This is a genomic window from Hymenobacter cellulosilyticus, from assembly GCF_022919215.1.
Classification (GTDB): domain Bacteria; phylum Bacteroidota; class Bacteroidia; order Cytophagales; family Hymenobacteraceae; genus Hymenobacter; species Hymenobacter cellulosilyticus.
Genome location: NZ_CP095046.1, coordinates 2,366,268 through 2,391,642, shown reverse-complemented (window position 1 = coordinate 2,391,642; position 25,375 = coordinate 2,366,268). Strand labels below are relative to the sequence as shown.

The 25,375-nt window shown below is 58.8% G+C and carries 23 protein-coding genes and 3 pseudogenes; 5 read left to right on the top strand and 21 right to left on the bottom strand.

The window, feature by feature from the left end:
• Positions 1–55: 55 nt before the first annotated feature.
• Positions 56–562, bottom strand: a complete 507-nt coding sequence (locus MUN79_RS11605) for a hypothetical protein (protein ID WP_244677799.1) — start codon at positions 560–562, stop codon at positions 56–58.
• A 124-nt stretch (positions 563–686) separates the two neighbouring features.
• Here MUN79_RS11605 and MUN79_RS11600 point away from each other — a divergent pair, with 124 nt between their 5' ends.
• Positions 687–2,924 (top strand): penicillin acylase family protein, encoded by a 2,238-nt coding sequence (locus tag MUN79_RS11600; protein WP_244677798.1) that lies wholly within the window; start codon positions 687–689, stop codon positions 2,922–2,924.
• A gap of 17 nt (positions 2,925–2,941) precedes the next feature.
• Here the strand turns inward: MUN79_RS11600 and MUN79_RS11595 are convergent, their stop codons facing one another.
• Positions 2,942–4,204: a peptidase MA family metallohydrolase gene (locus tag MUN79_RS11595; RefSeq protein WP_244677797.1), complete on the bottom strand. Its 1,263-nt coding sequence runs from the start codon at positions 4,202–4,204 to the stop codon at positions 2,942–2,944.
• Between the two features lie 84 nt (positions 4,205–4,288).
• On the opposite strand from MUN79_RS11595, the gene MUN79_RS11590 reads away from it, so the two are divergent.
• Complete coding sequence (locus MUN79_RS11590) at positions 4,289–4,654, top strand: hypothetical protein (RefSeq protein ID WP_244677796.1); 366 nt, start codon at positions 4,289–4,291, stop codon at positions 4,652–4,654.
• 208 nt (positions 4,655–4,862) lie between these two features.
• On the opposite strand, the gene MUN79_RS11585 is transcribed toward MUN79_RS11590, so the two are convergent.
• From MUN79_RS11585 to MUN79_RS11570, 4 genes are all read right to left on the bottom strand, one after another.
• A complete protein-coding gene (locus MUN79_RS11585) occupies positions 4,863–5,492 on the bottom strand; it encodes a hypothetical protein (RefSeq protein WP_244677795.1) in 630 nt (209 codons plus the stop codon).
• 81 nt (positions 5,493–5,573) lie between these two features.
• Positions 5,574–5,885: an antibiotic biosynthesis monooxygenase family protein gene (locus MUN79_RS11580; RefSeq protein ID WP_244677794.1), complete on the bottom strand. Its 312-nt coding sequence runs from the start codon at positions 5,883–5,885 to the stop codon at positions 5,574–5,576.
• A 15-nt stretch (positions 5,886–5,900) separates the two neighbouring features.
• Positions 5,901–6,560 carry a hypothetical protein gene (locus MUN79_RS11575; RefSeq protein ID WP_244677793.1) on the bottom strand — a complete coding sequence of 220 codons (660 nt, stop codon included), beginning with the start codon at positions 6,558–6,560 and terminating at the stop codon, positions 5,901–5,903.
• A 66-nt stretch (positions 6,561–6,626) separates the two neighbouring features.
• Entirely contained in the window at positions 6,627–7,049 is a 423-nt protein-coding gene (locus MUN79_RS11570; RefSeq protein WP_244677792.1) for a GNAT family N-acetyltransferase, read from the bottom strand.
• 454 nt (positions 7,050–7,503) lie between these two features.
• Between MUN79_RS11570 and MUN79_RS11565 the strand changes: the two genes are divergently transcribed.
• From MUN79_RS11565 to MUN79_RS11555, 3 genes and pseudogenes are all read left to right on the top strand, one after another.
• A complete protein-coding gene (locus tag MUN79_RS11565; RefSeq protein WP_244677791.1) occupies positions 7,504–9,123 on the top strand; it encodes a glycerol-3-phosphate dehydrogenase/oxidase in 1,620 nt (539 codons plus the stop codon).
• 143 nt (positions 9,124–9,266) lie between these two features.
• Positions 9,267–10,927, top strand: a pseudogene (gene glpK, locus MUN79_RS11560) (glycerol kinase GlpK).
• Entirely contained in the window at positions 10,924–11,676 is a 753-nt protein-coding gene (locus tag MUN79_RS11555) for an MIP/aquaporin family protein (protein WP_311136718.1), read from the top strand. Before glpK ends, MUN79_RS11555 begins: the two are co-directional and overlap by 4 nt.
• Here the strand turns inward: MUN79_RS11555 and MUN79_RS11550 are convergent.
• The 15 genes and pseudogenes from MUN79_RS11550 to MUN79_RS11485 all read right to left on the bottom strand — a co-directional run bounded on the left by MUN79_RS11550 (position 11,673) and on the right by MUN79_RS11485 (position 25,322).
• Positions 11,673–11,948: a hypothetical protein gene (locus MUN79_RS11550; RefSeq protein WP_244677790.1), complete on the bottom strand. Its 276-nt coding sequence runs from the start codon at positions 11,946–11,948 to the stop codon at positions 11,673–11,675. The genes MUN79_RS11555 and MUN79_RS11550 overlap by 4 nt on opposite strands.
• Positions 11,949–12,120: 172 nt before the next feature.
• Positions 12,121–12,309: a hypothetical protein gene (locus MUN79_RS11545; RefSeq protein ID WP_244677789.1), complete on the bottom strand. Its 189-nt coding sequence runs from the start codon at positions 12,307–12,309 to the stop codon at positions 12,121–12,123.
• A gap of 107 nt (positions 12,310–12,416) precedes the next feature.
• Positions 12,417–13,061 carry a hypothetical protein gene (locus tag MUN79_RS11540; protein ID WP_244677788.1) on the bottom strand — a complete coding sequence of 215 codons (645 nt, stop codon included), beginning with the start codon at positions 13,059–13,061 and terminating at the stop codon, positions 12,417–12,419.
• A 26-nt stretch (positions 13,062–13,087) separates the two neighbouring features.
• The gene (locus MUN79_RS11535; RefSeq protein ID WP_244677787.1) at positions 13,088–13,963 is read right to left on the bottom strand and encodes a ChaN family lipoprotein; all 876 of its coding nucleotides are present in this window, start codon (positions 13,961–13,963) and stop codon (positions 13,088–13,090) included.
• Positions 13,964–14,279: 316 nt separating this feature from the next.
• Positions 14,280–14,489, bottom strand: a complete 210-nt coding sequence (locus MUN79_RS29990; RefSeq protein WP_262923023.1) for a hypothetical protein — start codon at positions 14,487–14,489, stop codon at positions 14,280–14,282.
• Positions 14,486–15,634, bottom strand: coding sequence for an ABC transporter permease (locus MUN79_RS11530; protein ID WP_262923022.1), 1,149 nt, complete (start codon positions 15,632–15,634; stop codon positions 14,486–14,488). The genes MUN79_RS29990 and MUN79_RS11530 overlap by 4 nt, the downstream gene beginning before the upstream one ends.
• Positions 15,635–15,640: 6 nt before the next feature.
• Positions 15,641–16,584, bottom strand: a pseudogene (locus MUN79_RS11525) (ABC transporter ATP-binding protein).
• Between the two features lie 81 nt (positions 16,585–16,665).
• Entirely contained in the window at positions 16,666–17,289 is a 624-nt protein-coding gene (locus MUN79_RS11520; protein ID WP_244677786.1) for a hypothetical protein, read from the bottom strand.
• Positions 17,289–17,792, bottom strand: coding sequence for an RNA polymerase sigma factor (locus MUN79_RS11515; protein WP_244677785.1), 504 nt, complete (start codon positions 17,790–17,792; stop codon positions 17,289–17,291). Before MUN79_RS11515 ends, MUN79_RS11520 begins: the two co-directional genes overlap by 1 nt.
• A gap of 335 nt (positions 17,793–18,127) precedes the next feature.
• Positions 18,128–19,261 (bottom strand): annotated as a pseudogene (gene dnaJ, locus MUN79_RS11510) (molecular chaperone DnaJ).
• Between the two features lie 60 nt (positions 19,262–19,321).
• Positions 19,322–19,906: a nucleotide exchange factor GrpE gene (locus MUN79_RS11505; RefSeq protein WP_244677784.1), complete on the bottom strand. Its 585-nt coding sequence runs from the start codon at positions 19,904–19,906 to the stop codon at positions 19,322–19,324.
• A 606-nt stretch (positions 19,907–20,512) separates the two neighbouring features.
• A complete protein-coding gene (obgE, locus tag MUN79_RS11500) occupies positions 20,513–21,511 on the bottom strand; it encodes a GTPase ObgE (protein ID WP_244677783.1) in 999 nt (332 codons plus the stop codon).
• Positions 21,512–21,689: 178 nt separating this feature from the next.
• Complete coding sequence (locus MUN79_RS11495; RefSeq protein ID WP_244677782.1) at positions 21,690–22,316, bottom strand: adenylate kinase; 627 nt, start codon at positions 22,314–22,316, stop codon at positions 21,690–21,692.
• 111 nt (positions 22,317–22,427) lie between these two features.
• The gene (hpt, locus tag MUN79_RS11490; RefSeq protein ID WP_244677781.1) at positions 22,428–22,967 is read right to left on the bottom strand and encodes a hypoxanthine phosphoribosyltransferase; all 540 of its coding nucleotides are present in this window, start codon (positions 22,965–22,967) and stop codon (positions 22,428–22,430) included.
• A 114-nt stretch (positions 22,968–23,081) separates the two neighbouring features.
• Positions 23,082–25,322, bottom strand: a complete 2,241-nt coding sequence (locus tag MUN79_RS11485; protein ID WP_244677780.1) for a sodium-translocating pyrophosphatase — start codon at positions 25,320–25,322, stop codon at positions 23,082–23,084.
• Positions 25,323–25,375: the final 53 nt, after the last annotated feature.

Genomic DNA, 25,375 nt, shown 5'->3' with positions numbered 1-25,375 from the left:
GGTTGAATACCGGTCTAAGGTAAACAAGAAGCCGAGTCGGCCTCCTACCCGGCAGCTACTTAGCGTAGTATAGCCGCTTCCACTCGACCATGGAGCGAAATTGTGAGACAGTTTCCCGCAAGATCTGGGCGCCCAGGGCCAAACTTACTGGCGTATCGGCACCGAAGACTTGGTCGAGCAAGCTGATCAACTCATCAACCGGGCTGAGCACGGTGATACCGCCGGGGCGCAGCTTCATGCGAGTTGCGTTACCGTTGACGACGTAGAAATAGATGGAATGGGTAATGGCCTGCTGCTCGAGCCGGGCTTGGTCGGCGTGCGACAAGGCGTAGGGCTTACCGTTCAGTATTAGCGGGGAGAAGTCGAAGAACAGGTACTTGTTCAGGAAGTTGTAAGCTTGCTGGAACACTTCCGGGGTTAGCGCCTCCGCATACAGGCAGTTTACGTTGACATTTTGCACCCGCAGGCCGCCGGCTTCCCGCTCGATGTGGAACAGAGTGCGGGTGTCAATTTCCGGCTTAGTAGGTTGATACAGTAGGTAAGGCTCTGTAGGATTGCTCATGGCAAACGGAAATTCAACTTATGTGAGGCCGGGCAGTTAGCTTGCAACTGCCCGCGGGCTTTTTTGTCTTAGTAAGGATGCCCGGCAGAACCTACAAGGTACGTTTCCTCTACCGCACGACTTTATGCAGCAAAAATCTTCTCGCTCTACGCTTTTCCCCGCCTGCTTTTTCCTGACTGTTGCGGCGCTGCTTAGCTTTTCCGGCGCCCGGGCTCAGGCCTTTACCCCGGCCGAAATTGCCCGCTGGCAGCAGCAGGCCAAGCAGGTCATCATCGTGCGCGACAATTGGGGCGTGCCCCACGTGACGGGCAAAACCGACGCTGACGCCGTGTTTGGCCTGCTTTACGCCCAGTGCGAGGACGACTTTGCCCGGGTCGAGGACAACTACATCGTCAATATCGGGCGGCTGGCCGAGGTGGAAGGCGAGGCCGCCATCTACCAGGATCTGCGGGCCCGGCTGTTTCTGGACTCCACCCAGGCCATCAGCATCTACCAGAAAAGCCCGGCCTGGATGAAGCAGCTGCTCAACGCCTTTGCCGATGGCACCAACTTCTACCTCTACTCCCACCCCACCGTGAAGCCCCGGCTGCTGCGCCGCTTTCAGCCCTGGATGCCGCTCATGTTCAGTGAAGGCAGCATCGGCGGCAACATCAGCGTGGTACCCCTGGAGCGGCTCAAGAACTTTTACAGCCAGCGCAAGTCCACGTCGTGGGTGCGGCCCGACTTCGAGCGGCCCGACCGGGAGCCGGTGGGTTCCAACGGCTTTGCTATTGCGCCCGCCAAAAGCGCCAGCGGCCACGCCCTGCTGCTGATTAACCCGCATACCTCGTTTTACTTCCGACCCGAGGTGCAGATGACCAGCGCCGCGGGCCTGAACGCCTACGGGGCCGTGACTTGGGGGCAGTTTTTCGTGTACCAGGGCTTTAATGAGCACTGCGGCTGGATGCACACCTCCAGCTTCGCTGACTCGATGGACGAGTACCTGGAAACGGTGGAGCCGCAGAAAGACGGCAAGCTTATGTACCGCTACGGCGGCAAGCTGCGCCCGGTGCAGACGGCCAAGATGTCTATTGCCTACAAGCAAGCCGACGGCACGCTGGCCCGCAAGGAATTTACGACCTACCGCACCCACCACGGGCCGGTAGTGGGCCAGCAGGCCGAGAACAAGTGGGTGACGGTGCGCATGATGGACACCCCGCTCGAGGCTCTGGAACAGTCGTACCTGCGCACCAAGGCCACGGATTACGCCTCGTTTCAGAAGGTGATGCAGCTTAATGGCAACGCCTCCAATAATACCGTGTTTGCCGACAGCAAGGGCACCATTGCCTACTGGCACGGCAACTTCATGCCCCGGCGCGACCCGCAGTTCGACTGGAGCATGCCCGTGGATGGCAGCAACCCTAAAACCGACTGGCAAGGCTTGCACAAGGTGGAGGAAATTGTGCAGGTGAAAAACCCGGGCAGCGGCTGGATTCAGAACTGCAACTCCACGCCCTTCACCGTCTCGGGGCCGAGCAGCCCCAAGCGGGAGCAGTACCCGGCCTACATGGCCCCCGACGCGGAAAACTACCGGGGCATCAACGCCGTGCGGGTGCTGAGCCGCAAGCCAATGTTCACGCTCGACACGCTGATTGCCGCCGCCAAAGACCCCTACCTGGCCGGCTTCGAGGAGCTGCTTCCGGCGTTGGCCAAGGACTTTCAGTTTGTGCTCGACAGCTCCAATCCGCCCGATGGCGAGATTCTGGAGGCCATGAAGCTGCTGCGGGGCTGGGACAAGCGCTACAGCAAAACTTCGGTGGCCCAGACGCTGGCCATTTACTGGGGCGAGAGAATCCAGAAGCTGGCCCGCACCCGCGTGACGCCCGATATGCGCCTGGACAACCTCTCGTTTACGGCCTTTGTTATTGCCAAAACGACGCCGACGGAGAAGGTAACGGCTTTGCAGGAAACCCTGGACGAGCTGACCAAGGACTTTGGCACCTGGAAGATGCCCTGGGGCGAAGTGAACCGCTTCCAGCGCCTGACCGGCAAGATTCAGGAAACCTTTGATGATACGAAGCCCAGTCTGCCGGTAGCCTTTACTTCCTCAGCCTGGGGCTCGTTGGCCGCGTTTGGGGCCAGACCGGCACCCAACACCAAGAAGCGCTACGGCTATGTGGGCAACAGCTTTATTGCCGTGGTGGAGTTTGGGCCGCGGGTGAAGGCCCGCTCGGTGCTGGCCGGGGGCAACAGCAACCAGCCCACCTCGGCCCACTTCACCGACCAGGCCGGGCTCTACGTGGAGGAAAACTTCAAGGACGTGCTCTTCTACCCCGAGGACATCCGCCAGCACACCGAGCGCACCTACTCGCCCGGGCAGTAGTAGTAGACGCTGGTGACCTAGCCGCAGCCTTCTTTGCTTACTTTGTCCCAATCCATAGCCTTCGGAGGGGCATTTTTGCGGATATACGCCTTCCATTCCTTTTCCAGCCGACTCAGGGAAAAGCCGTAGATGGCTTGAAAGCTACCAAAGCCGCTGCGCCATAGTTGCTTCATCCGGTTGACGCCATACTGCTCGTAGAGGTACTTAAACAGCGCGGCACTTTGCAGGTAAGCCACCACCTGGTTGGTGCGGGCAACATTGTCGAAGTCGTTGATTAAACCGGAAAGCGGCAGCAGCTTACCGGTTTGCAGAAAGTAAGCATTAAGGCTATAAATAGGATTCTCGTACCAGCACTCATTGTCGCAGAAGACGGCCCCGCCTTCGTTGAGCAGCCGGGACTGACAAACGCCCCACACCTCGTTGGCGAGAAGATGAAAAATTTCGTGCTTGGCCTGTAGCCGGCGGGTAGGACTGTTGACGAGAAAGGCCGCATCCTGACCAACCAACGCAAAACCACCAGCCGGGCTAAGGCCGGTCAGCTCTTTCAGCTCCTGTTTGGAATCAACCAGGGTCAGGTACACGCCTTTCTGGTAGGCGGGCACCTGCAGCACGCTCAGAATACGGGGCCACGCACTGGCAAGCTGGTCTTTGAGCGCCGGCAGGTGGGTTGCGGAGTAGGAGTTGCCGCGAAAAAAGAGGCGAAAGTTGGCGTAGTTAACCGACGTCAGGGCCAGGGTGTCATTATAAATGAACTGCCGTACGTAGGCTGGCGGCGGGTTAAACACGACCTCGTCACCGGGCCTCTTAAACTCCGTCCGCTCGCGGTACACCTGCGCCAAGCGACGCTCCCGGGCGGCGTTGCCGTCGACGCGGGCCAGAACGGGCATCCACCGGGCATCGGCGTGCAACCCGTTGAAGTGAATGTCCCGGCGCAAGGTATCGGCCTGCGCGAATCCCTGGCGGGCCAAAACGCTCAGGTAGTGAAAGGCGCTGTCGGCCTTATTGGCTTGCGACCATGCCTGGGCGGCCTGGTATTGGCTTTCCGTAGGCGGAATAGGAATGCCCTTCTCAATTTTCACTCGCGCCGCCCGTCCATAGAAGCTAGCCGCCTGGGGGTACTGTCGAGCCCGTTTCAAGGAGTCGGCTTTCTGGGTTAGGTTTAGGTATTCGTAGTACTGCGGAAATCCTTGCTGCGCCAAGCTGCTTCGGGTAAGCAGTAGAATACCGGCTACCAGGAAAAACGGCAGTAGCCGGCGAACCGACTTTTTCTCACTGTTCATGCTTATAAAGGCAAGTGGTCCATTCAAATCAAATGGTAGTGCAGTAAACGTGTTCCATGGAGGAGAACGAGCTACATTGGTTTTATGACAATCCTTACCCTGGCTGATCAGCCTATCCCGCTCGAATCCATTTGGCACCATTATGTTGACCAACGCCCGTCGCCGATGCAGTACAGTTTAGTTATCGATAAGCAGGAAACTCTTCAGCTGGCGTGTGTTGTGCGGTACGCCGACTGTGGCCTGGACTCTGCGCTGCTCGAAGCACGTATTCGGAGCAAAGATGCTCGTCAGCGTTCCATGGGGCTGCTGTGGCTGTTACAAGAGGAATGGAAAACGGCGGGCCTGATTCAGAAGGGCAATAAGACCCCGATTATCTATACGTTGCATAACATCACCCATGTAGGCTGGGACTACGAACGGTTAACAATCAGGGGCGGGGCGGCTATGTAAGGTGCTGATGTGAGCTGCCAGCATTCATAAAAAGGCTGGTTTACGTTACTATGGCCGGTGGGGCCGCCTCACACCCTGTGGCTGCTGGTTTCGAAAAGCCTACCAATACTACTAAAAAAGCGTCCCGGCTTAGGGCCGGAACGCTTTAGAAAATTTGGTCATACACCAGCTAACTGCTTGAGGCTTTTTGTCTGAGTTTTCGAAAGCCTTAGTTGGGGCTCTTCACGGTAGGAATACCGGCGGGCAGGGCGAAAAAGCTGTCCTCTAGCTTCATGGCTTTTACCTCAGTGGCGACGCTTTCCATCGAGAACTGCGGGGTATCTACGACGAGCTTGAGCGGCAGAGCCTTGGTGTTTTTGAGGATGTCGTACCAGTTGCCATACTTGTGGTTTTCGTAGAGCTTGGGATCAATGGCCTGCTTGGAGCTGAAGTAGTATTTCTGCACGCCGCTTTTGCAGGTCAGCGTCAGCTCGTCGCACTTGTAGCCCAGAATGGTAGCGGCGTTTTTCTTTACCTCGGCCTTGAGTACCTCGTCGGGATTGGTGGAGGTGTCGACCCAGATGGCGGCTTCGGAATTGCTCATCTTGGCATACAGCTTGCCGTCGGAGCCGGGGAAAAGCTGCCACTGCATGAGCATCCCGTTCATGATGGTTTTGTAGCTGCCGCCTTTCACGTAGTATTCCTGATTGACGCCCATGGCGGCGGCCCATTGCTGATCGGTCAGGTCGGGCAGCTTGCTTTTGTAGGTATTGGTGTAGAGGATGCGGCCCTCAAAGTTTTGCGCCAGAGCGCTGAAGGTGGCCAATACCCCAAGGAGAAGGGTAAATACTGCTTTCATGGATAGAAAAAGAAAATGAATTTTTCCAGAAAGCTAAGAGAATTGCGGGGCAATACCGACGAGTTTGTGCCGGGGCCTAGGCTAATACTCGAAGGTTTCGCAGTGGAGTACGGTGGGCTCGAACTCGAGCAGGTACTGGGCGTCTTCGGGGTAGTAGCGGGCTTTTTCGTAGTCGGGGCCGGCGAAGCCCTGGATGCTCTCGTAGCTGTCCCAGCGGCTAACGGTCCAGAAGTGGCAGATGTCGCCGTCGAGGCGGCGCAGAACCTGCACGCCGAGGTTGCCGGGGGTGGTTTTATAGTCGGCCAGGCCGGAGGCTTCGAGGTAGCGCAGGTAGGGTTCGGCGTGGTGGGCAGCGGTAGTGCCGTGCCAGATGCGGGTGATGGTGGTGGGCATGGTAGTTTAGGTTGGCTAATCGAAAGTGTCGGATAAGTTGGGAGTGCAATACCAATTTTTGGCAATATGCTGCCACCGCGCTACCACTCTACAAGTGGGACCTGGATATGCATCATCCTTGCTATATATGTAAAGCATTTTGTTGACATCCAAGGCGTTTACTATTAAAAATACTATTTCACCCCTGTTTACTGTTTCAAGTGGTCCACCAACATCTGAACAGTTATCAACTATAAACGGAAACCGCCCACTGGCCAATGATTTATTTATTAGATCAACTTTTTCTTGTGGAGTGGCGGGAGTTTTCAATGCCTTAGCGGCAATATTTTCTAGTGCGGCTTTGTGGATATTAAAGTCCCTTTTTACTTTCCAAGTGATAATGTCCCAGAAATAGATACGCAACGAAAAAATTAGCAGCGTAGAAGCTAATGCACAGGCCCCTATAATTTTAGCCCTATTGCTTTCAAAGAAAAACCTGGAAAAAATGACACCAGCAGCAAATAATAGTACACTAAGTGCACCTATCCCAAAAAATAATAACCCCATAGCAGTTACAGCTACCATATCCATAAAGGCGTAGCTGCATAGAATTGCAATAGGAAAGAAAAGCATCAATGCAACGCTCACTGTTCTACCTGCACTTTTTAGCAGGCCAATTACTATATCCTCTGCCATTTGACGCTAATTATGGAGTAAAGCCATTACCCGTAGCTAGATTGTTCAGAACACAAGTGCTGGCTTTTATCTATTCAGCCCGCTCGAACCGTACCTCCCCGCTCGACGTCCGGCCGGTTTCTTGCCAGCCCTGGCGGCGGTAGAATTCTTCGGCGCGGGTGCCGGGGTAGTGCTGAGCCAGATGGGGTGCTGGGTTTGCTGGAAGTACCAGGTGAGCAGCTGGTCGTGGAGGGTTTTGCCGATGCCCCGGGCTTCGTAGTCGGGGAGCAGGAACAGGGCCCAGATGCTGTGGTCCTGCACATCGACGATGGCGAAGCCGACGATGCGGTTTTCGACTTCGCAGACCCAGCCCCGGCCGCGGCGGGTGAGGTAGTCGACGTAGGCTTCGTAGGGGACGCGGGCGGGGTCGGACAGGCGGTTTTCGCGCACGGCCAGGCGCACTTGCATGAGTTGGGGAATGTCGGAGAGCTGGGCTTCGCGGTAACGCATGGCGGGAGATTTTGGCCGGGGAAGGTACGTAGAAGTGGGGTTAGGACCTGGAAAAACAGGAATCCGGCGCGACGAAATGTGGTGACCATACCGCGGATCGTTGGGGCGAGGCCGCGGACCGCTGAAACTATACCGCGGACGACCGGGGCGAGGCCGCGGACCCTTGGGGCGATACCCGCAACGACAGAGGCGAGGCCGCGAACGATTGGGTCCGGGCCCGCGAGCATCGGGCCGGGCCGCGGACGACTGAGGCGAGGCCGCGCATCATTGGGGCCACACAGCGGGATTGTGGTGACCACATGTCGGGGTTTTGGTGCCCGCACGTCGGGGTTTTCAGAAAAAATGTAGGCTTTGCGTAGGCGTCCGCAACGGCTTGCTCAACGGTAGAGACGCGAATACGCGTCTCTACAGCAGGTGGGGAAACGTATTGGGCCTGGCAGCAGTAAGCACGGCTATGCTGGATACAGAATCGGAGTCCTTGTTTCGACGTGACGTGCTGCTGAAGCAGCTACAGGGGCAGTCCGAGTGGGACTTGCTGGTTATCGGGGGCGGGGCTACGGGGCTGGGTGTGGCCCTGGACGGCGTTAGTCGGGGCTACAAGACCTTGCTGCTGGAGCAGGCCGACTTTGCCAAGGGCACCAGCAGCCGCTCGACCAAGCTGGTGCACGGCGGAGTGCGCTACCTGGCCCAGGGCGACGTGGGGCTGGTGCGGGAGGCGCTGTACGAGCGGGGCCTGCTACTGCAAAACGCCCCGCACCTGGTCAAAAACCAGGATTTTATCATTCCCAACTACGACTGGTGGGGCGGGCCGTTTTACACCATCGGTTTGAAGGTGTACGATATACTGGCGGGCAAGCTGAGTTTGGGCGCGTCGCGGCACCTGAGCAAGGCCGAGACGCTGCAGCGGCTGGGCAACATCCGGCCGGCGGGACTGCGGGGCGGAGTGCTTTACCACGACGGACAGTTTGACGACGCCCGGCTGGCCGTGAACCTGGCCCAGACGGCCATTGAGCAGGGCGGCACGGTGCTCAACCATTTCGCCGTAACTGGCCTTCTGAAAAATGCTCAGGGCCGCATAAGGGGCGTAACGGCCCGCGACCAGGAAACCGGCCGAACCTACGCAGTGGCGGCCAAGGTGGTGGTGAATGCTACGGGCGTGTTCGTGGACGACATTCTGCAGCTGGATACGCCCGGTAGCCGGCCCTTGGTGCGGCCTAGTCAGGGCGTGCATATTGTGGTAGACAAGTCGTTTTTGCCCAGCGAAGAGGCCCTGATGATTCCCAAGACCGAGGACGGGCGGGTGCTGTTTGCGGTGCCCTGGCACGGGCGGGTGGTGCTGGGCACTACTGATACTCCGCTGCGGGAGCATAGCCTGGAGCCCCGGGCCCTGGAGGCGGAAATCGACTTTATCTTGCGCACGGCGGGGCAGTACCTGACCAAGGTGCCGCGGCGGGAGGATGCGCTGAGCGTGTTTGCCGGGCTGCGGCCGTTGGCGGCTCCGCAGGGCAACTCGGATGCTACGAAGGAAATATCTCGCAGCCACAAGATTCTGGTGTCAAAAACCGGCTTGCTGACCATTACGGGCGGCAAGTGGACCACCTACCGCCGCATGGGCCAGGACACCGTGGACCGGGCCATTGCCGAAGGCAAGCTTCCGGCCGCGCTTAGCCGCACGGTTAATCTGCCCATTCACGGAGCCCAGCCCACCACTGATTACGGCGCCCACCTCAGCGTATATGGCACCGACCAGGCCGCCTTAGAGCAACTGATGGCTCAGCGGCCCGCGCTGGCTTTGCCCCTGGATACCGCCCTGGAATTCACCCGGGCCGAAGTGGTATGGGCCGCCCGCGCCGAAATGGCTCGTACCGTGGAAGACGTGCTGGCCCGCCGGGTGCGGGTGCTGTTCCTGGATGCCGCGGCGGCTATGCGGGTGGCCCCGCTGGTAGCGGCGCTGCTGGCCGAGGAGCTGGGTCAGGACGCCGCCTGGCAAACCCGGCAGGTAACCGAGTTTCGGGAGTTGGCCCGGGGGTATTTGCTGACGGCTGCTCCGGGGAAAGAAGCGGCTCCATCATAGCTAGCGGCACGTCATGCAGAACGTAGTGAAGCATCTCGCGTGCTGACGTTGCAATACTAGTGTCATGCTGAGCTCCGCGAAGCATCTCTGCCGCAGCAGTAATCAAAGTCCCATAGCACGCGAGATGTCTCGCGTTGCTCGACATGACGTTCTTATTGCTTGGTTCTTTTGCTGATTATGACTCCGAGCAAGATTTCTCGCCCGGCATGACGTTCTTTCTTATCCTATCTTCCGCTGACTCCTTATCTCCTTCTACCCCACCCTTTCCTTCTATGCCGCAGTACATCCTTGCCCTGGACCAGGGCACGACCAGCTCCCGGGCTATTTTGTTTGACCGTCAGGGCCAGATTGTGGCGCAAGCGCAGAAGGAGTTTACCCAGATATTTCCCCAACCCGGCTGGGTGGAGCACGACCCTATGGAAATCTGGTCGACGCAGGCGGGCGTGGCGGCGGAAGCCACGGTAAAGGCCGGATTGAACGGCAAGAGTCTGGCCGCCATTGGCATTACCAATCAGCGCGAAACGGCCGTGGTGTGGCACCGCGCAACGGGCAAGCCCGTGTACAACGCTATTGTGTGGCAGGATCGCCGCACGGCCGAGTTTTGCGACGAGCTGCGGGCCGCGGGCCACGAGGATATGATCCGGCAGAAGACCGGGCTGGTGCTCGATGCTTACTTCTCGGCCAGCAAGGTGCGCTGGATTCTGGACAACGTGCCCGGCGCCCGGGCCCAGGCCGAGGCCGGGGAGCTGGCTTTCGGGACCGTGGACAGCTGGCTGATCTGGAACCTGACCCAGGGCGAGCTGCACGTAACGGACGTGACCAACGCCTCGCGCACCATGCTGCTCAACATTCACACCCTAGAGTGGGACGCCGAGCTGCTGGCCTTGTTCGACATTCCGGCCAGCATGCTGCCCCAGGTGCGGCCGTCGAGCGAGGTATACGGGCACACCAAGACCACCATTTTCGCCTCCAAAGTGCCGCTGGCTGGTATTGTCGGCGACCAGCAGGCGGCCTTGTTTGGGCAGCTTTGCACCCGGCCCGGCATGGTGAAGAATACCTACGGCACGGGCTGCTTTATACTGATGAACATTGGCTCCGAACCCAAAGCCTCGCAGCACAACCTGCTGACCACCGTGGCCTGGCAGCTGAACGGGCAGGTGCAGTACGCCCTGGAAGGCAGCATTTTTATGGCCGGGGCGGTGGTGCAGTGGCTGCGCGACAACCTGGGCCTTATCAAGACAGCGGCTGAGGTGGAAGCCCTGGCCCGGCAGGTGAGCAGCAGTGAAGGCGTCTACTTTGTGCCGGCCTTTGCCGGGCTAGGCGCCCCTACTGGGACCCCTACGCCCGGGGCACCATCTTCGGCATGAGCCGGGCCACGACGGCCGCCCACTTGGCCCGGGCCGCCGTGGAGGCCATTGCCTACCAGACCATGGACGTGCTGCGGGCCATGGAAGCCGACTCCGGCCTGCCCATCGCCGAGCTGCGCGTCGACGGGGGCGCGGCGGCCAACGACTTGCTCATGCAGTTTCAGGCCGATGTGCTCAACACCCTCGTCACCCGCCCGCGCAACACCGAAACCACGGCCCTGGGCGCGGCCTATCTGGCCGGGCTGGCGGTGGGCTACTGGCAGGACGTAACCGAAATTCAGGCCCTGGAACAATCCGACATTACCTTTAGCCCGAAAGCCGACCAGGATAGTATTGCCGTAGGTATCGGCAACTGGCAGCGGGCCGTGCGGGCTTTGCAAGCCTGGTCCCAGGCTCCTCAGGCCCGTACTTCATCCTCAAACCCGGCAACTGTATGACGCCATTCACCGCCGAGCTGGTTGGCTCGGCCCTCCTGCTCACTTTAGGCAATGGCGTAGTGGCCAACGTAGTACTCAAAGACACCAAGGGCCACGGTAGCGGCTGGCTGGTCATTACTACAGCCTGGGCCCTGTCGGTGTACGTGGGCGTGGTGGTAGCCGGCCCGGTAAGCGGGGCCCACCTGAATCCGGCCGTGACGCTGGGGCTGGCCGTGGCGGGCAAGTTTGCCTGGAACCTGGTGCCCGAATATATGCTGGCGCAGTTTCTGGGCTCTTTTCTGGGCGCCACGCTGGTATGGCTGCTCTACAAGGACCACTTCGACCGGACGCTGGAGCCGCGGCTGAAGCTGGCCGTATTCTGCACCGGCCCCGCTATCCGCAACCACGGCTCCAACCTGTTCAATGAGCTGATAGGAACGCTAGTACTGGTTTTCACCGTCCTCTACATCACCGGGGCCGAAATTACGGCGACCCACGCGGCCGTGGGCTTAGGGTCGGTGGGGGCGCTGCCGGTGGCGCTGCTGGTGTGGGTTATCGGGCTGGGGCTGGGCGGCACCACGGGCTACGGCATCAACCCCTCCCGCGACTTTGCGCCCCGCCTGGCCCACGCCCTGCTGCCCGTGCAGGGCAAGGGTTCGAGCGAGTGGAGCTACGGCTGGATTCCGGTGGTAGGGCCGCTGCTGGGGGCGTGGCCGCGGCTTTGCTCTACCTGTGGCTGGGCTAAGCGTTTGACCGAGCAACGCGGCTAGTCGAAGTCATACGGGTAGCCGATTTCGTCCAGGTCGCGGCGCAGGGCTTCCCAGTCGGTTACTTCCGTAACCAGGGCCTCTACCATGGGTTTGGTCAGGGTTTCGCCGTAGTAAAGCTGGGTTACGGTGCCCAGCAGCAGGCCGTCCTTGGGAAAACGCTCCTCCTCGAAATACTCCTGGGCCCAGTCGATGTAAGTGCGCGGGTGGCCGTCGAGAATGGGCAGCAGGTCTTCGGAACCGTCTTCAGCGGGGTGCCGGGTGCCAGCTGCCAAGGCGAATTTTCCACCGACCAGACGCAGAACGTGGTGCCGATGGAGTTGACCGGCTCGCCGAAGATGAACTCGTGAAAGGCCTCGGGCAGAGCCTCGCGCAGTGGTGCTTTGTCGATTTCCGGCAGGCCGTCGGCATAGCCGTTGATCACCACGCCTTCGGGCGCAAACAGAATCAGCATCTGGTCCCCTCGCCATCGTTCATCTCGAACATCTCCTCCCCCTCGCCCCATTTGGCGTCGTAGGTATGGTAGCGAAATTCTTCCTCGGGCGAAATAATAGCGTCGAGTACCGCCAGGGCTTTGCAGACGCGCTGCAACTCAATTTCGGCGGGTAGGGCGGCTAGGTTCTGAGTGGAAATCATGGGGTAAAGGTAAACGTCGGAGCGAAGTGCGTTTTGCTTTTACGCAAAAACGGCCGCCGGGCTTCTATCTTTCGCGGCCATTCCTTTCCCGCGACATTGCAAAGGGGCTAGCTAGCTGTTGCGAAGTCGTAAGGATAGCCGATTTCCTGTAGGTCGGTTTCTAGCTGGGCCCAGTCGTCCAGCTCCTCGTTTATAGCCAGCACCATCGAACGGGTCAGCGTTTTTCCCTCGTATACCGGCGCTACAGCTTGGGTCGTGATTGGTGCCCGTTCGGTATCCTCAGTGTAGTACTCCGTGGCCCACTCGGCATAGGTGGCGGGGTTACCATCGAAGATAGGCAGCAATTCAGCTGAGCCGTCGTCGGGGTTTTCCACAACGCCGGTCTGCCAGCCGCGAGCAGGCGTGTACCACAGGCAAAAAGTGGTGCCAAGAGATTTGACCGGCTCACCAAAGATAAACTCGTCGAAGGCAGCGGGCAAACCGCGGGTTACCTGGGCTTTGTCGGGCTGGTCATACTCATGCAGATGCCCGTTGATGCAACAGCCTTCGGCCCGAAACAGCACCATCATATCGTCGCCGGACCCATTCCGCATGGCCAATAGAGCCCCATCTTCACTCCAGCTAGCGTCGTAGGAATAGTAGCGGCCATCCCACTCCTGCCAATTAATGGCGTCGAGCACGGCCAAGGCTTTACTTAACTGCTGCAAAGATGTAGCGTCTGGTAGAGCAGCGTAGTTCTGGGTTGAAATCATACTTGCAAGATGCGTATTGAGTAATCTTAATAGGTTTTGGTCATGTCCTGGGGCACCACCAGCACGAAATCGGCCTTTTGGGCGTGCTCCGCTTCCAGCTTGCTTAGCTGCTCCTGGGTCACGGTGCTGATGGTTTTCACCTTAAGCTTGGGGTTATACGGGCGCAGGTAGGCCAGAATTCCGTCGTGGTTGTCAGAGTGGTAGCTGCCGTTAATATGCAGCAGTAAGTGACCTTCCGGACGGGCCTGATTGAGGAAGTAGGCCATGGTGGCATCCTTCAGGGCCTGGGCCTGGATGATGTTCTGCACCCCAGCGGCGTGGGCCGCGTCGCCGCCAAACATCTTCGCCATGTTCTGGTAGCCGGGCAACGCATAGTCCACCGTTAGCGGTAAGGGCACGAACCAGGCTTTTTCGGTGGCGGGCAGCTCATTCAGGGCCGTGAGGCTGCCCTTGGCGACCTGGGAAGCGTAGCGCCGCGGCACGTTGGTGCCCACTACCCGGAATTTCTGCTGCCGGGCCAGTTGCAGCAGGGGCTTGTAGTCGGTGCCATAGTTGGGCCAGGGCCGGCTTTGCTCTTCAAACGCCTTATCATCCAGCTCTCCCGTGGCGTAGCCGTCGACTACCGGCTGCACGTCGCGCTCAAACATTTCCAAACCCAGCACCAACTGACCCTGCCGCAGCCGGAGCAGGTCTTTGGTGAGTTGCAATTCCAGCCAGTGGCCAATCGGGTCGTTGTGCTGCTCGCCGAAGAAAACCACGTCGGCGGCGGCCAGTTCCTTGAGCATCTTGTCGTAGGCGGCGGGCTTACCGGCGCCGGTAAAGAGGCGGTAAGCCGGCTTCTCGTCGGCGCGGAAGCTGAGCAGGGTGAGCACCAGTGGAAGGAGCAGGAGTTTTTTCAGCATTGGTCAAAAGTAAGCAGGCCTTATTGAGTAGTCGGCTGGCAACATGAAGTTCAGCTATGTGAAACGTATACGCCGACACAACAAAGCCTGTCATTGCGAGGCAGAGCCGAAGCAATCCGTCCTCTGAAATGTACCGAGCTTCCTTCAGTGAAAAGCCCTTTCCCGTTGATACGGAAAAGGGCTTTCTGGTAAAAGAGCGTTGGTCACTAGTAGAGGACGGCTTGACGCCGCTTGATGCGCGGAATGTCCTGCGTCCTCGCAATGACAGACGATTATGGATTTGCTATGCTTCGCCCTGGTTACTGATAAAAAGCGGTTAGCCTTTGTAGAACATCCAGCGCGAGAGTTCGGCGTAGGTTACTTTTTTGCCATACATCAGAATACCAACGCGGTAGATACGGCCGGCTATCCAGGTGGTGAGGATAAAGCCGCCAATCAGAATGGCGCCCGACAAGAACAGCTGCCAGAGCGGTACGCCAAAGGGCAGGCGCATGACCATGGCAATGGGCGACGTGAGGGGAATCATCGATAGCCAGAAAGCCAGCGGACCATTTGGGTCCCGTTGATAACCACGTTGATGCTGACGATATAGCTCAGAATGAGCGGAATGGTAACCGGAAACATAAACTGCTGGGCATCGGTCTGGTCGTCGACGGCCGCGCCGATGGCGGCAAACAGGGACGAGTAGAGCAGGTAGCCACCCAGGAAAAAGAACAGGAAGCCACCGAAGATGCTGCCCAGGGGCAAGCCCTCCAGCATACTCCACAGGTTGGGCGTGCTGCCTGGCTGCGGGGCCGCTGGGGCATCAGCTGCCGCTACGGTGGCATCGGCGGCCGGCGGCGCGGTGGTTGCCGACACGGAAGTGGTAGCCGGGGCCTTGGCGGGTTTCATCAGCAGGGGCGCCACCACGGTAGTAATGCCGTAGGACAAGGCCAGCCAGATGGCAAACTGGGTGAGAACCACGGCGGCAATGCCCAGAATCTTGCCCATCATGAGCTGGAAGGGCTTCACCGACGAGACCATAACTTCCATGATGCGGTTCGACTTTTCTTCAGCCACGCCCCGCATTACCTGCACGCCGTAGATGAAAATGAACATGTACACCAGAATCGACAGAACGTAGGCCGCGGCCGTGGTCAGGCCCGCGTTGTTTTCGCGGCCGCCCTGCTGGGAAAGGTCCACGGCCTTGAGGTCCACGTCGGCCTTGAGGTTGTCGATGGTGGTTTGGTTGAGGCCCGAACGGGTCAGCTTCAGCTCCCCTACCGCCTTGTTCACGGCTTTACGAATGTTTTGCTGCCGCTTCAAACTCATATTGCCATTGGCCAGGAGCCGCACGCCGCTGTTATTGTCGAGGCTAAAGTCTTTCGAGAAAACCAGCAAAGCCGCCTGCTTGGGCTTGGACTTCTTAAAGGCGGCCGTAGCCGCTTCCGGCGACGCGCCGGTGGCGGGCACGAAGCGGGTATCCTCGGTGCTGGTCAGGCGGGAAACCACGCCCAGCCCGCTTTCGTCGTACACGGCTACCTCGTCGGCCGAGCTCGGGGCGTTGAGCTTGGCAATGCCCAGGGTGGTGCCGGCCAGCAGCAGAGGAGCCAGCATCGAAACAATGAGGAAGCTTTTTTTACGGACCCGCGTCAGGTATTCGCGCTGAATGATAAGCCAGATTTTTTCCATGATAAGTTAGCGCGGGGCGTTGGCAGTTTCGAGGGTTTCGGGCATGGTTTCCTGCACGCGCCGGATAAAGATTTCGTTGATACTGGGAATCTGCTCCCGGAAGGCGTGGACCTCCACGTTGCCAATCAGGTAGCGCAGCAGGTCGTTGGGGCTGGTGTTGTGGTGCAGCTTGATTCGGTCGTAGAAGTGGCCGTTTTCGCGTTCCTTGTGTTCCAGCACCTCAAAGTCGGGGTGGATAACCATGAGCCGTCCCTTGCCTTCCACCTCGTAGGTCTGGGTTTTGAACGTGTCCTTGATCTGCCGCACCGGCCCATCGAGCACCTTGCGGGAGCGGTTGATCAGGGCAATGTTGTCGCACATTTCCTCCACCGACTCCATGCGGTGGGTCGAGAAGATGATGGTGGCGCCCCGGTCACGCAGCCCCAAGATTTCGTCCTTAATCAGGTTAGCGTTAATCGGGTCGAAGCCGGAAAAAGGCTCGTCGAGGATAATCAGGCTGGGCTCGTGGAGCACGGTGGCAATAAACTGCACCTTCTGCTGCATGCCCTTGCTCAGGTCTTCCACGTTCTTGTTGACCCAGGGGCGCAAATCCAGCCGCTCAATCCACTGCTTGATGCGCGCCGTAGCGTCGGGCTTGCTCAGGCCCTTGAGGCGGGCCAGGTAAAGCAGCTGCTCCCCACCTTCATTTTCTTGTAGAGGCCTCGCTCCTCGGGCAAGTAGCCGATTTGGGCAATGTGGCTGGGATTCAGCCTCTCGCCCCGAAACCGGATTTCGCCCGAGTCGGCGGCCGTAATCTGGGTGATGATGCGGATGAGGGAGGTTTTGCCGGCCCCGTTAGGCCCCAATAGCCCGAAAATGCTGCCCTCGGGAATGTCGAGGCTGACCCCGCTGAGGGCCGTGTGCGCGGCATAGGCCTTGCGCACCTCAATGGCTTGTAGAATATTACTCACGGTGAAAGAAGAGAATGGTAGGTGGTAGTGGTTAAATGTAGCGACTTTGCTATGTAAGGAGGCAGGAATCTTAGCTACGCGTCATTTTTCGTCGCCCAAGTCGCGTAGGGCCGCTTCCAGCCGGTCGAGGTGCTGCCCGTAGAGGCGCTGCATGTACCAGCGCGTAACATACACGGCTACTACCTGCAGCAGGGTCCCAAACACGAGCACAAAGCCAGCCATAATGCCCAGTCGGCCCCAGCGGAACGGTTCGGCCCGAGCTAGTTCGCGGCCCACGTTGAAGCCCAGCGCCATGAGCAAGGCCCAGGGACCGGTAAACAGGGTGAGGCGGTAGTAAAAGGCCAACAATTGACGCAAACTGGCCGCCAGGCGCTGCAAATGTCCCTGCACGTCGCCTTCCACGCAGTCCATGCGCCGCAGAATCCGGAGCTTGCGGTAGAAATAGTACAGCGTAGCGGCGCCCAGCAGCAGCATAAACACGGTGTACATCTGATAGAAAGCCTGCTTGGCCTGCAGCAGAAAGCCCGCCATAACCAGCATGAGCAGCACGGTGAAGGTCAGCTCAGCCCGGGCGTTGCGGCGCATGCGGGCTACCAGGCTGCCCGATTGCCGGCTGAGCAGCTCCTGCAGGGCGGGCCCGGGCAGCGCGGCCGGGGCACTGGGCTCGGGTTGCTGCCAGCGGCGGCGGAGGTCGTCGAGTTCCATTAGGCGGGTTGAGTTAGCAATTGGCGAAGCTTGTCTTGCACGCGGTGCATCTTCACACGCACGTTGTTTTGGGTAATACCCAGGATGTCGGCCATTTCCTCGTAGGTGCGTTCTTCCAGATACAGCAGCACAAAGGCCTTTTCCACGTCGGATAGCCGCTCGATGGCCCGGTAGAGCTGGGCCAGGTCGTCGGCATCGGGACCGGCGTCGGGCGGCAGAGCCACTTCCGGGGGAGCATCGCCCCAGCGTTCGGGCGCGGGCCGGCGGGTGCGCTGCCGCAGGTTGCTGATGGCCACGTTCAGGGCAATGCGGTACAGCCAGGTGCTGATTTTGGCCGTGGGCTCGTAGCGCGGAAACGCCCGCCAGAGCTGCAGCACAATTTCCTGGTACAAGTCCTGCCGGTCGTCGGCATCCTGGCAGTAGAGCCGGCACATGCGGTGCAGAATGCCCTGGTTGGCATTGAGCACGGCAAGGAAATCGGAGCTAACGGGGGCGGAGGTCACAGCGGGAAGTTCTAGCCGAAGTACACCCTATATATCGCTAAGCCAATACCCGCATTACAACCTCCCAGAAATAATTTTTCTCTTTGGCCGATAGTACACGGTGAGGCAGCAGAATCCACGTTGTTTATTTCTCAGTTGCAGAAAATAAACAACGGATTCATTTGCGGAATTAGTTGTTTATTTTTTAGATATAGATAATAAACAACCATATCAAACATCAAACATAACTGTAAAAGGCCGCTACCCTTACCTACTCGCGCAACAGGGGTAGTACACAAAAAAGCCCGCCCTCCCAGATGGAAGGCGGGCTTTTGCCGTTCACTAAAGCAGTGATTTTACTGGAAGTACTCCTTCACTTTCTCGAAGAAGCCTTTCTCGTTTTTGCCGGGGTTGGGCGTGAAGTTGCGGGCGTCGCGCAGCTTTTCGAGCAGCTCCCGTTCCTCGCTGGTCACGTTCTTGGGCGTCCAGACGCTGAGGTGAATCAGTTGGTCGCCGCGGCCGTAGCCGTTCAGGTCCTTGATGCCCTTGCCGCGCAGCCGCAGGATTTTGCCGGGTTGGGTGCCGGGCTCCACCTTGATTTTCACCTTGCCTTCAATGGTTGGCACCTCGATGTTGGCACCCAGAGCCGCGTCCACGAAGGAAATGTACTGCTCGAACATGATGTTGTTGCCGTCGCGCTTGAGCAGTTCGTGGGGCTCCTCTTCGATCTGGATGAGCAGGTCGCCGGGCACACCGCCCGCTCGGGTAGTTGCCCTTACCATTCATGCTCAGCTGCATGCCCTCGGCCACGCCAGCCGGGATGTTGATCGGAATAACCTCCTCGTGCAGCTGCCGGCCTTCGCCGTGGCACACGTCGCACTTGCTGCTCACGATCTTGCCCTCGCCGTTACAGGTGGGGCAAGTCGAGGAGCTGACCATCTGGCCCAGCATCGTGTTTACCACGCGCTTCACCTGGCCCTGACCGTGGCAGGTGCCGCAGTCCTTGAGGTCGGTGCCGTTCTTGGCGCCGGTGCCCGAGCAGGTGTTGCAGGCCACGTAGCGCTTCACCTTGATCTTCTTCTCGACCCCGTTGGCTACTTCCTCCAGGTCCAGCTTGAGCTTGATGCGCAGGTTGGAGCCCTTCTTCACGCGCCGGCCACCGCGGCCCTGCCCGCCCCGAAGAAGCCTTCGAAGCCGCCACCGCCGAAGATGTCGCCGAACTGGGAGAAAATGTCCTCCATGTTCTGGCCTCCGCCGCCACCGCCGCCAGCCTGATGACCAAATCGGTCGTAGCGGGCGCGTTTCTGCTCGTCCGACAAGACCTCGTAGGCCTCGGCGGCTTCCTTAAACTTGTCCTCGGCCGTCGGGTCGTCGGGGTTCTTGTCGGGGTGAAACTTGATGGCCACCTTGCGGTAGGCCTTCTTTATTTCCTCAGCCGACGCGGTCTTGGCGACATCCAACACCTCGTAATAATCTCGCTTCGTTGCCATTGTTGTGTATTGCTAATTGTCATGTCAACTACTGCGGGCTGACACGACAAACGCTTTGTATTAGCTACCCAGCACTACTTTGGCGTGCCGGATTACCTTGTCGCCCAGGTAATACCCTTTTTCTACCTCGTCCACTACCTTGCCTTTCAGGTCCTCGGAAGGAGCCGGAATCTGGGTAATGGCCTCGTGCAGGTCGGCATCAAAGGCGCCGCCCTTGGTTTCCATCGGGGTCAGGCCTTTCTGCTGCAGGGTTTTCTGGAGCTTGGTGGAAATAATCTCAATGCTTTCGCGCACGGCAGAAGCATCCTCAGTGTCCTTGGTATGGTGGCGGGCCCGGTCAAAATCGTCGAGCACGGGCAGCAAAGCCACCATGAGCTCCTGGCTGGCCGTTTTGAACAGGTCCTGGCGCTCTTTGGCGGTGCGGCGCTTGTAGTTATCAAACTCGGCAGCCAGGCGCAGGTACTTATCTTTCAGCTCGGCCAGCTCGGCGTCGGTCCTGGACGCTTCAGCTTTGGGAGCACCGCCGTCGGCACCTTCGGTTTCGGTAGCGTCGAGGGCGTTTACTTCCTCTTGCAATTCGCCCGCCGCGTTGTCGGGGTCAACAGACAGATTGTCGTCCTGGGGCAGGGTGGTATCTTCAGCCATTTTCGTAAATATTCGTCGGAAAGGGTTTTTCACGGTAGTTGCCGTTGAGCGCTAAACGGGGCGCAAGGAGTTTGCCAAAGCGGCTTTGGCTGTCATTGTGGCACTGAAAAGCAATTCATTCTTATTGTCAATATTGTCGTTATGAAATCCAGATGGACTGCAATACTTGCAATAACATTGACTATAATCTTTGGAGGCACAGCAATCAGTCCTGTTATCTCGGGCGCTTTAGGATGGGGGATGTTCGGACTTATTTTCGTTTTTATACCATATTTAGTATATAAGTCCTTTAGTGCTAGCCAGTTTATCCTAGCTATAGCTTTTGCCTCACCTCTCGTACTCGGTCCATCACTGGGTTACTGGATGGGATTTTGGGAAAATCGTATTCTCAACGCTTATGGCAAGAGAGCAGAGGGAGTAGTTTCCTCAGCTTGGATTAGCTCATATCGCAACAGCAAAAACAAGCTATTTAGAGTACGGTTCCATACTCCATCAGGAACTCACGAAACCACATCTTTCGACAATAACAAAGACTTCCAGGCCGGAGACAGGGTATCAGTCCGGTACGTTCCTACAAACCCACAAATCTGCCGAATAGTGGAGTGACTACTCTTTGGCATGCAATGCCTGCCAGATCATGTCCTTGAGCTGCATGATGTTCTTATTCGCCAGGCTGGAGATGAACACGGTCGGTAACTCGGTGGGGAGCGTCTCGCGGATTTCGGCTTCCAGCTCGTCGTCAATCAAGTCGGACTTGGTGATGGCCAGCAGACGCTTTTTGTCCAGCAGCTCAGGGTTGAACTGCTCCAGCTCACTGAGCAGGATCTGATATTCCTCGGCAATGTCCTTGCTGTCAACGGAAATCATGAAGAGCAGAATCGAGTTGCGCTCGATGTGGCGCAAAAAGCGCGTGCCCAGGCCCTTGCCTTCGGCCGCCCCTTCGATAATACCGGGAATATCGGCCATTACGAACGACTTGTAGTCGCGGTAAGCCACCACGCCCAGGTTGGGCGTCAGGGTGGTAAAGGCGTAGTCAGCAATCTTGGGGCGAGCCGCCGAAACGACCGACAGCAACGTGCTTTTGCCCGCGTTGGGGAAGCCGACGAGGCCCACGTCGGCCAGCAGCTTAAGCTCCAGAATCACCCACTCGTCGATGCCGGGTTCGCCGGGCTGGAAGTAGGTGGGCGCCTGGTTGGTGGAGGACTTGAAGTGGTCGTTACCCAGGCCGCCGCGGCCGCCGGGCGTCAGGATCAGACGCTGGCCGTGCTCGGTAATTTCGAGCTTCTTCTCCCCCGTTTCGGCGTCGCGGGCAATAGTACCGAGCGGTACCTGGATGATAATATCGTCGCCTTGAGCACCGGTGCGCAGGTTTTCGCCGCCGCCCTCGCCGGGCTTGGCAATCAGGTGCTTCTGGTACTGCAGGTGCAGCAGGGTCCAGAGCTGGGAGTTGCCTTCCAGAATGATGTGGCCGCCACGGCCACCGTCGCCACCGTCGGGGCCGCCGTTAGGCAAGCCTTTAGCCCGGAAGAAGTGGCCGGAGCCAGCCCCACCCTTTCCGGAGCGGCAATTGATTTTGACGTAGTCGATGAAGTTATTGGAGGCCACAGCGGGAAAATGTTGAATGTGAAAAGCTGCGTTTTGAGACAAGTCAAAAAACAGCTGTCATCCTGACGAAGGAAGGACCTTATCCAGTCAGAACAAGTCGTTGTGACAACAACCGTTCTTACGTGATAAGGTCCTTCCTTCGTCAGGATGACAAGAGAATGCGGTTAGAACCGCAAAGTTACGCTTTTACTTCGTCAGCAGCAGCCTGGCTGTCGGCCACGGGCGCGGCGGGCAGGTGCTGATCCACGATTTCGCAGATCTGACCGAAAATATCCTCGATAGCGCCAATGCCGTTGAGGCCGTGAAACTTGTTTTGCTGAGCGTAGTAGCTGGCTACCTGGGCGGTTTCGTTGTTGTACACCGTCACGCGCTTGCGGATTTTGGTTTCATCCTGGTCGTCGGGGCGGCCGCTGGTCTTGCCGCGCTCCAGCAGGCGCTTTACCAGCTCTTCCTCGGCTACTTCCAGGGCAATCATGCAATTCACGCCTGTATCGTAGCGCTGAGTCAGAGCGTCGAGGCTCTGGGCCTGGGGCACGGTGCGGGGAAAGCCGTCGAAGATAAAGCCGGCGGCCTCAGTGTTGCTGGCCAGTTGGCTTTCAATCATGCCGATAACCACTTCGTCGGGCACGAGCAGGCCTTCATCCATGAGCTTTTTGGCCCGCAGACCAAGTTCGGTGCCTTGCGCAATCTGGGAGCGGAGCAGGTCGCCGGTGGAGAGATGCACGAGGTTGTAACGGGCAATCAGCTTCTGGCTTTGCGTTCCTTTGCCGGCGCCGGGCGGGCCGAAGAGTACGATATTGAGCATAAAAGCGGGGTATTTCGCGGGAGAGGAAAAGCGGCTGGGGTTGGGAAAGATAACAAATCGGAAACAAACCGTTCCTTACGGAATGCAACTCGTTTTGGGTATGCCGTGGACTTATACCACGGTGTACACGTCGGGGTAGTTGCGGCCAAGGCCATCGTAGTCGAGGCCGTAGCCCACGATGAAGTCGTTGGGAATACTCAGGCCGATGTAGCGCAGGGCCAATTCATGCTGCAGACACTCGGGCTTGAGAAACAGGGTAGCCACTTCCAGGGAAGCGGGGCCCTTAGCCTGGAGCAGTTCCAGCAGGGCCTTCATGGTGTGGCCGGTGTCCACAATATCTTCCAGAATAATCAGGTCGCGGCCGGCTACTTCTTCCTGCAGGCCCATGATTTCGCGCACGGTGCCGGTGCTGTTGGTGCCCTCGTAGGAGGCCACTCGGATGAAGGCTATTTCGCAGGGCAGCTGGATTTCCTTGAGCAAATCGGCCACAAACATGAAGGAGCCGTTGAGCACGGCCACAAACAGCGGCTGCTTGCCGGCATAGTCGCGGTTGATTTTAGCGGCCAGCTCCCGAACGGCAGCAGTGATCTGACTAGCGGTCAGGTACGGGGCAAACTGCTTGTCGTGCAGCGTGATAGTGGACAATGGCATCCGGCTGGGTTTGGTCCTCAGGGCAATACTACGGGTCAAAGGTAGTACAAAAAAGCTGCCCCTCCGGCGGGGAGAGGCAGCTTCGCACCCTGAGGTTAAAGATGGTTTAATCGGTTAGCGGGTTTCGCGCAGCAGCACCAGCAGCGCCTGAGTAGCTTCCGGGGCCAGCTCGGCGTAGCGCACTTTGGGCTCCAGTTGCAGGGCAGGGCGCTCCACGGGCCGGGGCGCCATTCCGCGCTCGGGGGCGGCAATGTGGGGCGCAATGACCAGCGAAACGATGGACATGAGCTTAATCAGAATGTTCATGGAAGGGCCGGAAGTATCCTTGAACGGGTCGCCGACGGTGTCGCCGGTGACGGAGGCCTTGTGGGCATCGGAGCCTTTGTATTCCATCTTGCCGTTGACCAGCACCCCCTTTTCGAACGACTTCTTGGCGTTGTCCCAGGCCCCGCCGGCGTTGCTCTGGAACATGGCCATCAGCACCCCCGACACCGTGACGCCGGCCAGCGTGCCACCTAGCACTTCGGGGCCGAAGGCAAAACCGATAATGATGGGTACAATCAGGGCAATGGCGCCGGGCAGCATCATTTCCCGAATAGCGGCTTGGGTGGAAATAGCCACGCACTTCTCGTATTCGGGCCGGCCGGTGCCTTCCATAATGCCGGGAATCTCGCGAAACTGCCGGCGCACTTCCTGCACCATGGCCATAGCGGCCCGGCCCACGGCCGAAATAGCCAGGGCCGAGAAGATAAAGGGAATCATGGCGCCCACGAACAGGCCGGCCAGCACCCGGGCATTACTGATGTCGATGCTGGAAATGTTGGCCGTACCCATGAAGGCGGCAAACAAAGCCAGGGAGGTAAGGGCTGCCGAGGCAATGGCAAAGCCTTTACCGGTGGCGGCGGTGGTATTGCCCACGGCGTCGAGAATGTCGGTCCGCTCACGTACTTCCTTGGGCAGCTCGCTCATTTCGGCAATACCGCCGGCGTTGTCGGCAATGGGGCCGAAGGCGTCAATGGCCAGCTGCATGGCGGTGGTAGCCATCATACCGGCGGCGGCAATGGCTACCCCGTAAAGGCCCGCAAACTCAAATGACAGCACGATGCCCGCCGCCAGCACAATGATGGGCAGCACGGTGGACTCCATGCCCACGGCCAGGCCACCGATGACAGTGGTAGCGTGGCCGGTGCTGCTTTGCTGCACGATGCTGTTTACCGGGCGCTTGCCCATGGCCGTGTAGTACTCGGTGATAATGCTCATCAGCGTACCCACCACAAGCCCCACGACAACGGCGTAAAACACATCCATCGAGGTAAACGGCACCGAGCCAGCCCGGCCAATAACCAGTTCGCCAGGCGGCAGCATCCAGCGGATGATGAAGAACGAGGCCACAGCCGACACGACGACTGAGACGTAGTTGCCGAAGTTGAGCGCGCCCTGCACGCTGCCGCCTTCCTTGACGCGCACCAGCAAGATCCCGACCAGCGAAGCCAGAATGCCCATGCCCGCAATTACCATGGGCAGCAGAATCGGGGAAAGGCCGTTGAATTGGTCGCCGGCGGCTACAACTTCCCGGCCCAGCACCATGGTAGCCAGAATGGTGGCCACGTAGGAGCCGAACAGGTCGGCGCCCATACCGGCCACGTCGCCCACGTTGTCGCCTACGTTGTCGGCAATGGTGGCGGGGTTGCGGGGGTCGTCTTCCGGAATGCCGGCTTCGACTTTGCCTACTAGGTCAGCCCCTACGTCGGCGGCTTTGGTGTAGATACCGCCGCCTACGCGGGCAAACAGGGCAATGCTTTCGGCCCCGAGCGAAAAGCCGGTTAGCACTTCCAGCGCGGTTTCCATTTCTACCCCATTGGCTCCTCCCCCGCGGCTTACCACGAACATGTTGTAGAACACGATAAACAAGGACCCCAGGCCCAGCACGGCCAAGCCCGCTACGCCCATTCCCATCACCGAGCCGCCCGTAAACGACACCTTCAGCGCCTGCGCCAAACTGGTACGGGCCGCCTGGGCAGTGCGCACGTTGGCCTTGGTAGCAATTTTCATCCCGATATAGCCAGCCAAGGCCGAGAAAACGGCTCCAATTAGAAAGGCCACGACGATGATGGGGCTGGACTTTTCGCCGGTGGTACCCAGGTAACCCAGAAAGGCGCAGGCAATGAGAGCAAACAAGGCCAGCACCTTGTATTCGGCCCGCAGAAAGGCAATGGCACCATCGGCTATGTAGCCGGCAATAGTACGCATCCGCTCATCGCCGGCATCCTGCCGGGTTACCCAGCCCGACCGCAGCCAGGTGTAGAACAGCGCCAGCACGCCCAGGGCAGGCGCTACGTATAGAATGCTCATCATAAACGGTGGGGTTGTGGTGGGAACAGAAGCAGAATGTGCTGGTAAAATAGAGT

Bases quoted from the DNA above. Each gene is read 5' to 3' on its own strand.
- MUN79_RS11605 (WP_244677799.1), bottom strand. From the start codon at position 562: ATGAGCAATCCTACAGAGCCTTACCTACTGTATCAACCTACTAAGCCG.
- MUN79_RS11600 (WP_244677798.1), top strand. From the start codon at position 687: ATGCAGCAAAAATCTTCTCGCTCTACGCTTTTCCCCGCCTGCTTTTTC.
- MUN79_RS11595 (WP_244677797.1), bottom strand. From the start codon at position 4,204: ATGAACAGTGAGAAAAAGTCGGTTCGCCGGCTACTGCCGTTTTTCCTG.
- MUN79_RS11590 (WP_244677796.1), top strand. From the start codon at position 4,289: ATGACAATCCTTACCCTGGCTGATCAGCCTATCCCGCTCGAATCCATT.
- MUN79_RS11585 (WP_244677795.1), bottom strand. From the start codon at position 5,492: ATGAAAGCAGTATTTACCCTTCTCCTTGGGGTATTGGCCACCTTCAGC.
- MUN79_RS11580 (WP_244677794.1), bottom strand. From the start codon at position 5,885: ATGCCCACCACCATCACCCGCATCTGGCACGGCACTACCGCTGCCCAC.
- MUN79_RS11575 (WP_244677793.1), bottom strand. From the start codon at position 6,560: ATGGCAGAGGATATAGTAATTGGCCTGCTAAAAAGTGCAGGTAGAACA.
- MUN79_RS11570 (WP_244677792.1), bottom strand. From the start codon at position 7,049: ATGCGTTACCGCGAAGCCCAGCTCTCCGACATTCCCCAACTCATGCAA.
- MUN79_RS11565 (WP_244677791.1), top strand. From the start codon at position 7,504: ATGCTGGATACAGAATCGGAGTCCTTGTTTCGACGTGACGTGCTGCTG.
- MUN79_RS11555 (WP_311136718.1), top strand. From the start codon at position 10,924: ATGACGCCATTCACCGCCGAGCTGGTTGGCTCGGCCCTCCTGCTCACT.
- MUN79_RS11545 (WP_244677789.1), bottom strand. From the start codon at position 12,309: ATGATTTCCACTCAGAACCTAGCCGCCCTACCCGCCGAAATTGAGTTG.
- MUN79_RS11540 (WP_244677788.1), bottom strand. From the start codon at position 13,061: ATGATTTCAACCCAGAACTACGCTGCTCTACCAGACGCTACATCTTTG.
- MUN79_RS11535 (WP_244677787.1), bottom strand. From the start codon at position 13,963: ATGCTGAAAAAACTCCTGCTCCTTCCACTGGTGCTCACCCTGCTCAGC.
- MUN79_RS29990 (WP_262923023.1), bottom strand. From the start codon at position 14,489: ATGATTCCCCTCACGTCGCCCATTGCCATGGTCATGCGCCTGCCCTTT.
- MUN79_RS11530 (WP_262923022.1), bottom strand. From the start codon at position 15,634: ATGGAAAAAATCTGGCTTATCATTCAGCGCGAATACCTGACGCGGGTC.
- MUN79_RS11520 (WP_244677786.1), bottom strand. From the start codon at position 17,289: ATGGAACTCGACGACCTCCGCCGCCGCTGGCAGCAACCCGAGCCCAGT.
- MUN79_RS11505 (WP_244677784.1), bottom strand. From the start codon at position 19,906: ATGGCTGAAGATACCACCCTGCCCCAGGACGACAATCTGTCTGTTGAC.
- MUN79_RS11495 (WP_244677782.1), bottom strand. From the start codon at position 22,316: ATGCTCAATATCGTACTCTTCGGCCCGCCCGGCGCCGGCAAAGGAACG.
- hpt (WP_244677781.1), bottom strand. From the start codon at position 22,967: ATGCCATTGTCCACTATCACGCTGCACGACAAGCAGTTTGCCCCGTAC.
- MUN79_RS11485 (WP_244677780.1), bottom strand. From the start codon at position 25,322: ATGATGAGCATTCTATACGTAGCGCCTGCCCTGGGCGTGCTGGCGCTG.